The sequence below is a fragment of the Micromonospora sp. HM134 genome (assembly GCF_007833915.1).
In the GTDB taxonomy this organism is placed as follows: domain Bacteria; phylum Actinomycetota; class Actinomycetes; order Mycobacteriales; family Micromonosporaceae; genus Micromonospora; species Micromonospora wenchangensis.
Map to the genome: position 1 here is coordinate 1656502 of NZ_CP041061.1, position 12476 is coordinate 1668977.

Consider the following 12476-nt stretch of genomic DNA (forward strand, 5'->3'; position numbering starts at 1 on the left):
CGAACCCATGCGTTACGTTCCTGATCCGTCGGGGTAGAAGACGGACGCGACCGGCGTGAGCCGAGGCGTTCTGGGGGGCACGACCGGCCGAAGCAGGGGGCGCGGATGAGCTCGGCCCGTGGGGGCGAGGACGGACGAGGGCTGTCCGCGCTGTCGTCCGCCGACCGCGTACTGCCGCCGTGGCTGGCCGGGGCGTTCGCGGCCGGTGGCGAGATGGGTCGCCGGCTGAGCGAACACGACTGGGCGGCCGGCCCGCTCGGCAGCCCCGACACCTGGCCGGCGGCGCTGAGCCACGCCATCGGCATGATGCTCTCCTCGCGGGCCCAGATCGTGATGTTCTGGGGCCCCGACCAGTTGGCCTTCTACAACGACGCCTACCGGCCCACCATCGGCGACAAGCATCCCGTCGCGCTCGGCCGGCCGGCCCGGGAACACTGGGCCGAGACCTGGGACGTGCTCGGCCCCCTGCTCGACGGGGTACGTCGCGGCGGCGAGTCCTACCGGGGCGAGAACCACCCGTTCCTGCTCGACCGGCACGGCTTCGTCGAGCGGGTCTACTTCGACATCTCCTACGATCCGATCCGTGACGACGACGGCAGCGTCAACGGCGTCTTCTGCTTCGTCAACGAGACCACCGGCCGGGTCGTCGGGGAACGCCGGCTGCGGGCCCTGGCCGAACTCGGCTCCCGGCTCGGCGCGGCCGGCAGCATGGCCGAGCTGGGGCAGGCCACGGCGGCGGTGCTCGACGGGCACCGGGCCGACGTCCCGTTCGCCCTGGTCTACCTGACCGACGAGCCCGGCCGGCCGGTGCCGGCCGGGGTCAGCGGCGTCGATCCCGCCCGGGTACCGGCCGAGCTGCCGGCCACGCTGGCCCGGGTCGCCGCCGGCGGGGTCGCCACCGAGATCGAGGTCGCCGAGCTGCTCGGCGCGGTGCCGGGCGACGTCGCCCCCCGGGCCCTGGTGCTGCCGCTCACCGCCACCAGCGAGCCCGCCGGGGCGCTGGTGGTCGGCCGCTCCGCCCGGCTGCCGTTCACCGACGAGTACCGCGACTTCCTGGGCCTGATCGCCGCGCAGGTGTCCCGGGTGGTCGGCCAGCAGCGGGTGTACGAGCAGGAGCGGTCCCGGGCCGCCGAGCTGGCCGCGCTGGACCGCGCCAAGACCAACTTCTTCGCCAACGTCAGCCACGAGTTCCGCACTCCGCTGACCCTCGTCCTCGGTCCGCTGGAGGACATGCTGGCCGACCCGACGCTGCCCGCCGCGCACCTCGACCGGCTGACCGTGATGCACCGCAACGCGCTGCGCCTGCTCAAGCTGGTCAACACGGTGCTCGACTTCTCCCGGCTGGAATCCGGTCGGCTGGCCGCCCACTACCAGCCCACCGACCTCGCCGAATACACCTCCCGGCTGGCCAGCACGTTCCGCTCGGCGACCGAGCGGGCCGGACTGCGGCTCGTGGTCGACTGTCCGCCGCTGCCCGCGCCGGTCTTCCTGGACCGCGACATGTGGGAGAAGATCGTCTTCAACCTGCTCTCCAACGCGCTCAAGTTCACCTTCGACGGCGAGATCCGGGTCCGGGTGGTCGCGGTCGACGGCACGGCACGGCTGGAGGTGGCCGACACCGGGGTGGGCATCGCCGTAGAGGAGGTCCCGCACGTCTTCGAGCGGTTCCACCGGGTCCCGGGGGTCCGCTCGCGCACCCACGAGGGCACCGGGATCGGCCTGGCCCTCGTCCGCGAGCTGGTGGAGATGCACGGCGGCGCGGTCGCCGCCACCAGCCGGGTCGACCACGGCACCACGGTCACCGTGACCGTCCCGTTCGGCTCCGCGCACCTGCCGCCCGACCGGGTCGCCGGCCCCGGGCCGCTGCCCACCACCGAGTCGTCGCAGGCGTCGCTCTACGTCGCGGAGACCGCCCTGTGGACCGACCGGCCCGACCCGGCCGGGTCCGTCCCGGCACCCGGTGCCCCCGGCCGGGCCGGCCGGATCCTGCTCGCCGACGACAACGCCGACCTGCGCGAACACGTCACCCGGCTGCTCAGCCCCGAGTACGAGGTGGTGGCCGTGCCGGACGGCGCGGTGGCCCTCCAGGAGGCCACCGCAAGCCCGTTCGACCTGGTGCTCACCGACGTGATGATGCCCCGGCTGGACGGCTACGGCCTGGTCACCGCGCTGCGTGCCAACCCGGCCACCCGGCACGTGCCGATCGTGCTGCTCTCCGCGCGGGCCGGTTCCGCCGAGGCGGTCGCCGGCCTCTCCGTGGGCGCCGACGACTACCTCACCAAGCCGTTCTCCGGCACGGAGCTGATCGCCCGGGTCCGGGCCAACGTCGAGCTGGGCCAGTTGCGCGGGCAGATCATCCGGCGGCTGCGGGCGCTCGCCGACGCCGCCGTGGCGGTCAACACCGCGAAGTCGACCGCCGACGTGGTCCGGGTCGCCGCCCGGCACGCCCTGCACCTCGCCGAGGCGGCCCGGGTGTCGGTCACCACGGTCACCGGCGCCCGGCACGAGGTCGACGGCGGCGGCCCCGGCCCCGGCCCCGGCCCCGACCAGCCGTCCCAGGTGCTGCCGCTGACCGGCAGCACCGGTGGGCAGCTCGGTGAGCTGCGCGTCTGGCGTCGGGAGGGCGACGGCACCGAGCACGCCGCCCTCACCCAACTGGCCCGCCTGATCGGCGTACGGCTGGAGAACGCCCAGCTCTACGAGGCCGAACACCGGATCGCCACCACCCTCCAGCACAGCCTGCTGCCGCGTTCGCTGCCCCAGCTCCCCGGCGCGGTGGTGGCCAGCCGCTACCTGCCCGGCAGCGCCGACGTCGAGGTCGGCGGCGACTGGTACGACGTGATCGGCACCGGCGACGACGAGGTGGTGCTCGTCATCGGCGACGTGGTCGGCAAGGGCGTCCAGGCCGCCGCCGCGATGGGCCAGCTCCGCAACGGGCTGCGGGCCTACCTGCTGGAGGGCTACGACCCGGGGCAGGCGTTGACCCGGCTCAACCGGCTGGTCGGCTCGACCGAGCGGCAGTCGTTCGCCACCGTGTTCTGCCTCTCCTTCACTCCGCGCACCGGCCGGCTGCGGTATGCCAGCGCCGGTCATCCGTCCCCCCTGCTGATCCGAGGAGACGACGTGGCGTTCCTGCACGAGCGGGCCCTCGGGCCGCCCATCGGCGCGATCACCGGCACCGACTACCGCACCGTCGAGGGTGGACTCGCCCCCGGCGGTCGGCTGCTGCTCTACACCGACGGGCTGATCGAGGACCGGCAGGCCGGCATCGACGCGGCGCTCGCCCAGCTCCGGGTGGACGCCGGCGCGGGGGCCGGTGGCGCGCACGTCGCCGACCTGGTGGACGCCGTGGTGGAGCGGGTCGACGGGCGTAGCCGGCACGACGACGTCGCGGTGCTGGCGCTGGAGGCCGCCGAGCTGAACCGGTTCGCGTTGCGGCTGCCCGCCGACCCGAACCGGCTCAGCGTGCTGCGCAAGCGGCTGGAGGACTTCCTGGTCGCGCACGGCGTGGGGGAGAACGACCTGTTCGACCTGATCGTCGCCGTGTCCGAGGCCGCCGCCAACGCCATCGAGCACCCGGTCGCGCCGGTGGAGCCGACGATCGGGGTCGAGGTGTCGATCGTCGAGGGCACGGTGGTGGCGACGGTGCGCGACAGCGGCCGGTGGCGGGAGTCGACCGGGGCGGGGTTCCGGGGCCGGGGGCTCGCGCTGATCGAGGCCCTCGGCGAGCTGACGGTACGCCGTACCGACGAGGGGACCGAGGTGTCGCTGCGCCGCCGGCTGGCCGACTGAGCCGGCCCGGCGCGGCCCCGGGTCAGACCGGGCGCAGCCACTCCTGGTCGCCGAGGCCGGAGATCTCCAGCACCCGGCTGACCTGCCGGGACGGGAACACGGTCAGCGTGCCCGGGAACCGCCGGGCGAGCTGGACCACCGCGTGGATGGCGGCGGAGTCGAAGAAGGTGACCGCGCGCAGATCCAGGGTGACCTGCCGGGCCTGCTCACGGAGGGTGGTCTGGACCATGGTGTCGGCGGTGGCCATGTCGACCTCGCCGGTCACCGTGACGCGGACGTGGTCCCCGGTGACCTCCGCGCGCGCGGAGAACACGGGCGGTACGCCCCCTAGATCCACCCAGCCACCATTGCACAGCCCGGTGGTGACGGCAACAACCGCCGGGCCGTGCCGGAGCCGCCCCGCCCCCCGGAGATAGGCTGTCGTCATGACCGTCCGTGCCCCGCTCACCCCCGGCACGCTCTCCCCGTGGCGAGCGGTCCCCGACCACATCGCCCGCCCCGAGTACGTGGGCAGGAAGCAACCCCAGCAGTGGCGCGGCTCGCACGTGCAGACCCCGCAGACCATCGAGAAGATGCGGGTCGCCGGCCGGTTGGCGGCGCAGGCCACCCAGCTCGCGGGCGCGCACTGCAAGCCCGGGGTCACCACCGACGAGATCGACCGGGTGGTGCACGAGTTCCTCGTCGACCACGGCGCCTACCCGTCGACGCTGGGCTACCGGGGCTTCCCCAAGTCCTGCTGCACCAGCATCAACGAGGTCATCTGCCACGGCATCCCCGACTCGACCGTGCTCGCCGACGGTGACATCGTCAACGTCGACGTCACCGCGTACCTCGACGGGGTGCACGGCGACACCGACGCCACCTTCTGCGTGGGCGAGGTGAGCGAGGAGGCCCGGCTGCTGGTCGAGCGCACCCACGAGGCGATGATGCGCGGCATCCGGGCCGTCCGCCCCGGCCGGCAGATCAACGTGATCGGCCGGGTCATCGAGTCGTACGCCAAGCGGTTCGGGTACGGGGTGGTCCGCGACTTCACCGGCCACGGCATCGGCGAGGCGTTCCACAGCGGCCTGTACGTGCCGCACTACGACAGCCCCCGGCCCACCGACATCATGGAACCCGGCATGACCTTCACCGTCGAGCCGATGATCACCCTCGGCACCTACCAGTACGACATGTGGGACGACGGCTGGACGGTCGTCACCAAGGACCGGAAGTGGACGGCCCAGTTCGAGCACACCATCGTCGTCACCGACGACGGCTTCGAGATCCTCACCCTGCCGTGACCGACACCCCGGCGGCGCTGCGGGAGGCGCACCACGCGGACGTGTCCGGCGGCTGGCTGCGGCCCGCCGTCTTCGGCGCGATGGACGGCCTGGTCACCAACATCGCCTTGATCGCCGGGGTCGGCGGCGGTGGGGTGTCGGCGCACAGCATCGTGCTCACCGGCACCGCCGGCCTGGTCGCCGGCGCCATCTCGATGGGGCTGGGCGAGTACACCAGCGTCCGGTCGGCCAACGAGCAGGTCGCCGCCGAGGTGGCCAAGGAACGCCGCGAGCTGGAACGCCACCCCGAGGCCGAGGCCCGGGAGTTGTCCGACGCCTGGGTGGCCCGGGGCCTGCCCCGCGACCTGGCCGACCAGGTCGCCGAGGCGGTACGCCGCAACCCGGAGGAGGCGCTGCGGGTGCACGTCCGGGAGGAGCTGGGTGTCGACCCCGACGAACAGCCCAGCCCCTGGGCGGCGGCGATCTCGTCGTTCCTCTGCTTCTCCGTCGGCGCGCTGATCCCGCTGCTGAGCTACCTGCTCGGCTCCACCAGTCTGGCGCTGGCGCTCGCCGTCGGCGGGGTGGGGCTCTTCGTCGCCGGGGCGGTCGTGGCCCGGTTCACCCACCGCCCGTGGTGGGCCGGCGGACTGCGGCAGCTGCTGCTCGGCGCGGCGGCGGCCGGCGCGACCTACCTCATCGGGATGCTCATCGGGGTGCAGGGCGGCCTCGGCTGACCCCGGGCTCAGCCGGTCAGCAGGTCGTCCACCGTGCCGTCGACCGGACGGCCCCGGGCGGCCAACTCCTCGGCCTGGCCGGTCAGCACCCTGCCCACCTCGGTCATGTCCGCGCCGGCCAACCCGGCACGCCGTACCGCGTCGCCCGGATCACGGAAGTAGGTGCGGCTGAGCAGGCCGCTGACCGTGGCCGCCGCCAGCCTCGCCTCACCCAGCATCACCAGCGCCTGGTCGGTCTCGTACCACTCGGCGAGCCGGGTCGCGCGGGCGTACGCCGCCCAGCCCCGGTACCAGGCGTCCCGGGCGGCGGCGCTGAACTCCGCCGGCCGGGCCCGGGCCAGCCGGCCCAGATGCTCGTCACGCAGGGTACGCAGCCAGCCGGTCGGGTCGTACAGCGCGACGGTGGTGACGTACCGGTCGGCGGTCAGCGGCCAGGCCGGGGTCAGCGTCCGGGCCTGCCGCAGGTAGCCGTCGGCGTCGGCCACGGTCAGCCCGACCAGCACCCCGTCCACCCGCCGGGTCGACGGGGCCGGGCCGCCGCCCGCCCGGTAGGTGACCAGCAGCAGGCCGACCTCGGCGTCCCCGCCACCGTCGTCGTCGCCGTGCGCCAGCGGGCCGTGCACGGCCACCGCCAGGATGTCCGCCGGGAAGCGTCGCCGCGCCGCGTCGGCCGTCCGCCCGGCGACCTGCCAGCGCGGATCGTCCAGGTCCACCCCGGCCGCCGGCTCCGGCACGGTCACGGCAGGTCGGCACCGGTCGGGGCCAGCCGGAAGATGTGGATCTCCCGGCCACCGGCCCGCCGCACGTACGTCCGGTACGCCGGCCACTCGGTGACCAGCAGCTGCCAGAGCCGTTCCCGCTCGGCCCCGGTCGCCAGGTCGGCGCGGACGGCGAGCCGGCGACCCTTGACGGCGACCTCCGCCTGCGGCCGGGCGAGCAGGTTCAGCACCCAGCCGGGCTGGTGCCGCTGACCCCAGTTGGAGCCGATCACCACGAACCCGTCGCCGTCCGGCACGTACAGCAGGGGGTTGCTGCGCGGCAGGCCGGAACGGTGCCCGGTGGTCGTGATGATCAGCGAGGGGACCAGCCCCAGCGCGACCACCCGGCCCCGGGTGAGCCGCCCGACCATCCGGTCGACGGGGACCAGCAGGCGCATGGTGGCGCCGAACCACTCGTGGTGACCGAGCCGGCGGGTGAGGGTTCCGAGTACGGGCACCCGGCCAGTCTGCCTGGTCGACGCGGTGTCCGCACCCACCGGCTCCCGGCGGGCCGCTCAGTCCAGCCGGCGTTCGACCGCGAGGCGGGACCGGGTGAACAGGCCGGCACCGAGCATCGCCACCAGCGGCACCACCACCAGCACGCCGAGGGTCTGCCAGGGCACCACCACCGGGTACGGCGTCTGGACCGGCCAGTTCTGGGCGTACTGGCGGTTCATCGCGGTCAGGATGATCAGGGCGGAGCCGAGCCCGGCCGCGATGCCGAGCACCGAACCCACCACGGCGATCACCCCCGCCTGGCAGAGCGAGAGCACCCGGCGTACCCGGGGACTGGCCCCCACCGCCGCGAGCGTGGAGAGATCCCGACGGCCCTCCGCCGCGGCGAGCCCGGTGGCCACCCCGGCCGCACCCAGGGTGATCACCCCGGCGCCGGCGGCCAGCAGGAGCAGCACCGGCCGCTGCTCCGAGCGCGGCGGACCCCGCTCGATCTGCGCCGTCACCGGCAGCAACGGCCGCAGCGCGGTGACCACCCGGTCGAGTTGCGCGGTGGTCGGCGCGGACCGGGTGTCGACGGCGAAACCGACCGGCTCCGTCCGCAGGCCGACCCGGGCGGCGGCGGCCGGGGAGAGCACCAGCCGGTCCACCGGCAGCCCGTCGCGCAGCAGGTGACCGGGGAGGGTGACGGTGGTGGCCACCGTCGGGCGGGATTCGTCGACCGACCGGTCGACCCGGAGCGTCACCCGGCCGTCGACCAGGTAGCGGGGGTCGGTCACCACCACGCCACCGGCCCACAGCACGGCGGTCGCCGCCGCCACCTCGGCCGCCGGCGCACCGCTGAGCACCCCCAGGGCGGCGCCGTCGTCGACCATCGCGGGCAGGTAGAAACCGCTGACGATGCGGACCGGCGGGACACAGCGCGGGTCGGCCAGCGCCGCGCGGCGGACCTCGGACGTCCGGTACGACTCCGCGTCGTACGGGCAGGCCCGGCCGGCGGGCAGCACCGGCGCGACCGTGCAGTAGGCGCTCGGGTGCCGCACCTGCGTGCAGCCGGGCACCGCCACCGGCAGCACGGCGTCGGTGCCCAACTCGGCCCGGACCCGCTCGGTGATCAGCGGAAGCGGGGGCAGCGGGCCGGTGGAGTCCCGGTCGCCGCGCAGCAGCAGCACCCGCCCCGGCGGCATCCCCGGCTGCCACTCGGCCTGGTTACGGGCGTCGTCGCTGGCCACGTAGACGCCCAGGGCGACACTACCGGCGACGGCGGCCATCACCGCGGAGATGGCCGGGGCGGCCGACGAGCGGTTGCGGCTGGCGTCGCGCAGCGCGATCCGGGGCGCGGGCGGCAGCAGCCGGCCGAGCCGGGCCAGCAGCCCGATCAGCGTGGGCGTGCAGAAGACCAGGCCCAGCTCACCCAGGATCAGCCCGGTGAGGATCACCGGGGTGTCGCCGCGGCCGGCGCCCAGCGCGGCGGCCCCGCTGCCCAGCACGGTCAGCGCCACCCCGATGAGCAGCCAGCGGCGGCGGTGCGGCGGTGCGGCCCGGCGACCGGCCAACCCGGCCACCACGTCCTGCCGGGCGGCGGCCAACGCCGGGGCGAGCGCGGCCAGCACCCCGGCCAGCACCGCGACCGCCGCGATCGCGGCGAGCGCCGCCGGGAAGACCCGGTAGCCCCCGCTGCGTACCCCCAGCAGGTGCTCCTCGACCAGCGACCGGCCGGCGAGCGCGGCGGTGACCCCGAGCAGCAGCCCGCACGCGGCCCCGAGCCCACCGAGGACCACCCCGTCGGCGAGCACGATCCGCCGCAGGTGCACCGGGTCGCCGCCGGCCACCGCGACCAGCGCCAGGTCCCGCCGTCGCCGCCGGACCCCGACCGCGAAGGCCGGGCCGACCAGCAGGACGACCTCCAGCAGACCGAGCCCGCCGACCAGCACCGCGTTGCTCGCCAGGACCGGGTCGGGCAGGCTGAGCGTCGACCCGTCGGGGGAGCGGGCGCCCGGCACCGGGGTCCCGGCGCTGACCAGGACGCCGTGCGCGTTGAGCCGTTCCACCAGCGCGGCGTCCAGCGGGCCGGGCAGGTCGACCAGCCAGCTCTCGTCGTAGCTCCGCCCGTCCCGGGACAACCCGGCCGGGGTCAGGGCGACGATCTCCCCGAGCTGGTCGGGGAACTCGACCACGCCGACCACCCGCCACCGGCCGGTGCCGTCGGCCGCGTCGACCGCCCCGCCCACCCGTACGCCCATCCGGGCGGCGGCCTGCGCGCTGACCGCGACCTCGTCGGGTGCGGTGGGGACCCGCCCGGAGCGCAGCCGCACCGTCGAGCGGGCCAGCGGGTCCGTCAGGTCCAGCGCCCGCCCGTCGAGGGTCCTGGTGCGGTCGCCGATCCGCACCTCGAACGGCACCCACCAGCTGATCCGGCTGGCCCGGCTGCCGGCCGGCAGCAGCGCCTCGATCTCCGTCCGGCCCACCGGCCGCTCCCGGGTCACCTGGTCACCCGTGCGGGCCCAGTTCACGTCCCCCCAGGAGTCCTGGTGGAGCGGGTTCTCCGCCACCCAGCGCAGCTCGGCGTCGGCGGCACCGGCCCGCTGGGCGAAACTCTCCTCCCGGGTGAGGTCGGCCATGTCGTAGGTGACCGCGACGAAGCTCAGCACCAGCACCGGCAGCGCGATCATCGTCAGCACCAGCGCGGTGCGCCCCCGCGCCCGCCGCGCCTCCCGCCGGGCGATCCGCAGCGCCGCCCGCCAGGACCCGACCGTCCCGGCGAGCCGACCGGGCGGCCCCGCCCGGTCCACCGCGTCGGGCTCCGCCGGTCGGGCCGCACCGTCGGACCGTCCTGTGCTGTCGGGCTGGGCGGGCCGGGCTGTGCTGTCGGCCCGGTCCGGTCGGGCCGCGCCGGCGGGCTGTGCAGGTCGGGCCGGGCTGCCGGGCTGTGCCGGTCGGACCGGGCTGCCGGGCGGGGCCGGCCGGGGGTGGGACCGGCCGTCGGGGTGCCGTGGTCCGTCCGGGTGGGGCGGGGCGGTCACCGGCCGATCCCGGAGAGCAGGTGCTCGACCCCGGCCAGCGGCGCGGTGGAGTCGACCATGACGCCGTCGCGGAGGAACACCACCCGGTCGGCCCAGCCCGCGTGCCGGGCCTCGTGGGTCACCAGCACCCCGGCCGCGCCCGCGTCGACCCGGCGGCGCAGCAGGTGCAGCACGGCCTCCCCGGTCTGCGAGTCCAGCGCCCCGGTCGGCTCGTCGGCCAGCACCAGCCGCCGCTCGCCGACCAGCGCCCGCGCGATCGCCACCCGCTGCTGCTGACCCCCGGACATCTGGTCGGGGAAGCGTCCGCCGAGCCCGCCCAGGCCCACCTCCTCCAGCGCCGCCAGGGCCGCCCGCCGGGCCTGCCGTACGCCGACCCCGTCGAGTTCCAGCGGGAGCGCCACGTTCTCCCCGGCGGTGAGGCTGCCGAGCAGGTTCAGATCCTGGAAGACGTAGCCGATCCGGCGACGGCGCAGCCGGGCCAGCCGCCGCCCGTCGAGCGTGCCGAGCGTCTCCCCCTCGACCAGCACCTCCCCGGCGGTCGGCCGGTCCAGCCCACCGGCCAGGGTGAGCAGGGTCGACTTGCCCGAGCCGGAGGGACCCATCACCGCCACCAGCTCGCCCGGTCGTACGGTGAGGCTCACCCCGCGCAGCGCGTGCACGGCGGCCTCCCCGCCCCCGTGGGTGCGGTGCACGTCGCGCAGTTCGAGCACCGCGCCGTCGGGGCCGGTCACCGGTGTGCCTCCTCGTCGGCCCGCTCCACCACCTCCGGCGGTGACCCGCTGCGTGCGGTGGGGGCCGCCGGCCGGTGCCGGACCAGGCTGGTCTCGCAGTGGTCGAGCCAGCGGATCTCCGCCTCGGCCTGGAACATCATCGCGTCCAGCACCAGTCGCCAGGGCAGGTCCTCCGGCCGGTCACTGGTGTACTTGAGCCGGGTCAGCTCCTGCAACGTGCGCATGGTCGCGCCACGCTGGGTCTGCACCACCGCCCGCACGTCCACCCCGGGTGTGGTCAACGCCAGGGCCAGCTTGATGGACAGTTCGTCGCGGGGGCGGTCGTTGCGGCTGATCGGGGTGACGAACCACAGCGCCAGGTCCGCCCGTCCGGCGTCGGTGATCTCGTACGGCCGCTGGCCGCCCTCGTGCTCGGGCAGCGAACGGACCAGGCCGTCACGTTCCAGCCGGTTGAGCGTGGTGTAGACCTGACCGATGTTCAGCGGCCAGGTCGAGCCGGTCGACTCCTCGAACGCGGCCCGGAGCTGGTAGCCGTACATCTGGCCGCGCTCCAGCAGGGCGAGCAGGCCGTGACGGATGGACATGCGACGGAGTATGCATACCCCGTATGCGGACCGCAACCGCAGGGTACGGGCGGTGGGTCAGGTGGGACTGCCGGGGAACGGGACGGTCAGCGGGGTGATGCCCGCGCTGCGCCGCCAGCGGGTGGCCCGTACCGCGCAGTCGGTCAGCGCGTTGAGCGCCCGGGTGCGGTCCGCGCCGGTGGTGACCGGCAGCGCCGCCCGCCAGAACGCCCCGGTGCGCTCCTCCACCTGCACCGCCAGCCGCAGCGCGGCGGCCCGGTCGGTGACCGGGAACGGCAGGGCGTAGCCGGCCTGGTCGGCCGGGACCGTCCCGCCGGCGGAGCTGAGCTGGAGCACCAGCGCGTCGCGCCGGGACCGGTGGGCGGCCTCGGCGGCGCGGGCGGCCCGCCGGTCGGCGTCGGTGAGGTGCACCCCGATCGGGCCGTAGGCGTAGATCGCGGCGTACTCGGCGGTCAACGCGTCGGCGAGCGCGTCGCCCGGCGTGGCGGGGGCGGTGGAGCGGCTCACTTCAGCGCCTCCAGGTGGGTGGCCCGGGCGGCGGCGATCGCGCCGAGCAGCGCGGCCCGGTCGCCCGGCGCGTCCGCGCACGCCTTCGCCGCGTTGTCCCGGCCGCTCTGCTCGGCCGAGCGCAGCGCGGCCAGCACGGCGGCGCGGTCACCACCGGCGGCGGACGGGCCCGGCGATGCCGCAGCGGAGGGTTCGGGACGGCCGATCACCCGGCGCAGTTCGTCGGCGTGCGCGGCGTGCGCGTCGGCGATCGGGGTGAGCCGGCCGGCCAGCCCCGCGTCGGCGGCGATCGCGGCCCGGTGCCGGTCGGCCAGCGACCGGGCCTCGGCCGCGAGGGGTTCCAGCGGGTCGGGCGGCGGGGTGGGGTCGTCGCGGTCGAGGAGACCGCACCCGGTCAGCGGTACGGCGGCGACGCCGACCGCCAGGAGCGCGCCGGCCCGCAGCACGGTACGCCGGGACTGCCCCGTTCCGTCGTGGTGCGTCGTTGTTCTGCCCGTGGCCACCGGACAAGTCAACACCATGCCCGCCGTCCGCCGGGCGACCGCCGTCGGTGCGCCGCCGGGGCCGCCGTACCGACGGCGCGTTACGCTCTGCGCAGCCACCGGCGCTGCCGCCCCGGTGGCGTCCCGGCG

General features: G+C 75.7%; 11 protein-coding genes. 3 read left to right on the forward strand and 8 right to left on the reverse strand.

Going from position 1 to position 12476, the window contains the following annotated elements; translation table 11 throughout:
* The first annotated feature begins 105 nt into the window (after window positions 1–105).
* Complete coding sequence (locus tag FJK98_RS07695; RefSeq protein ID WP_145918408.1) at window positions 106–3792, forward strand: SpoIIE family protein phosphatase; 3687 nt, start codon at window positions 106–108, stop codon at window positions 3790–3792.
* Window positions 3793–3814: 22 nt separating this feature from the next.
* Here the strand turns inward: FJK98_RS07695 and FJK98_RS07700 are convergent, their stop codons facing one another.
* Window positions 3815–4219, reverse strand: coding sequence for an STAS domain-containing protein (locus FJK98_RS07700; protein ID WP_145918409.1), 405 nt, complete (start codon window positions 4217–4219; stop codon window positions 3815–3817).
* On the opposite strand from FJK98_RS07700, the gene map reads away from it, so the two are divergent.
* Window positions 4218–5075 carry a type I methionyl aminopeptidase gene (gene map / locus FJK98_RS07705; protein ID WP_088645554.1) on the forward strand — a complete coding sequence of 286 codons (858 nt, stop codon included), beginning with the start codon at window positions 4218–4220 and terminating at the stop codon, window positions 5073–5075. The genes FJK98_RS07700 and map overlap by 2 nt on opposite strands.
* A complete protein-coding gene (locus tag FJK98_RS07710) occupies window positions 5072–5788 on the forward strand; it encodes a VIT1/CCC1 transporter family protein (protein WP_145918410.1) in 717 nt (238 codons plus the stop codon). Before map ends, FJK98_RS07710 begins: the two co-directional genes overlap by 4 nt.
* 8 nt (window positions 5789–5796) lie before the next feature.
* On the opposite strand, the gene FJK98_RS07715 is transcribed toward FJK98_RS07710, so the two are convergent.
* From FJK98_RS07715 to FJK98_RS07745, 7 genes are all read right to left on the reverse strand, one after another.
* Window positions 5797–6528 carry a nucleotidyltransferase domain-containing protein gene (locus FJK98_RS07715; RefSeq protein ID WP_240762673.1) on the reverse strand — a complete coding sequence of 244 codons (732 nt, stop codon included), beginning with the start codon at window positions 6526–6528 and terminating at the stop codon, window positions 5797–5799.
* Window positions 6525–7004, reverse strand: coding sequence for a nitroreductase family deazaflavin-dependent oxidoreductase (locus FJK98_RS07720; protein WP_145918411.1), 480 nt, complete (start codon window positions 7002–7004; stop codon window positions 6525–6527). Before FJK98_RS07720 ends, FJK98_RS07715 begins: the two co-directional genes overlap by 4 nt.
* 57 nt (window positions 7005–7061) lie before the next feature.
* Entirely contained in the window at window positions 7062–9791 is a 2730-nt protein-coding gene (locus tag FJK98_RS07725) for an FtsX-like permease family protein (RefSeq protein ID WP_145918412.1), read from the reverse strand.
* Between the two features lie 227 nt (window positions 9792–10018).
* Window positions 10019–10753: an ABC transporter ATP-binding protein gene (locus FJK98_RS07730; protein WP_145918413.1), complete on the reverse strand. Its 735-nt coding sequence runs from the start codon at window positions 10751–10753 to the stop codon at window positions 10019–10021.
* Entirely contained in the window at window positions 10750–11337 is a 588-nt protein-coding gene (locus FJK98_RS07735) for a PadR family transcriptional regulator (protein ID WP_088645558.1), read from the reverse strand. The genes FJK98_RS07730 and FJK98_RS07735 overlap by 4 nt, the downstream gene beginning before the upstream one ends.
* Window positions 11338–11394: 57 nt before the next feature.
* On the reverse strand, window positions 11395–11844 hold the full coding sequence (locus tag FJK98_RS07740) for a ferritin-like domain-containing protein (protein ID WP_145918414.1): 450 nt from the start codon (window positions 11842–11844) through the stop codon (window positions 11395–11397).
* A complete protein-coding gene (locus tag FJK98_RS07745) occupies window positions 11841–12347 on the reverse strand; it encodes a hypothetical protein (RefSeq protein WP_240762675.1) in 507 nt (168 codons plus the stop codon). Before FJK98_RS07745 ends, FJK98_RS07740 begins: the two co-directional genes overlap by 4 nt.
* Window positions 12348–12476: the final 129 nt, after the last annotated feature.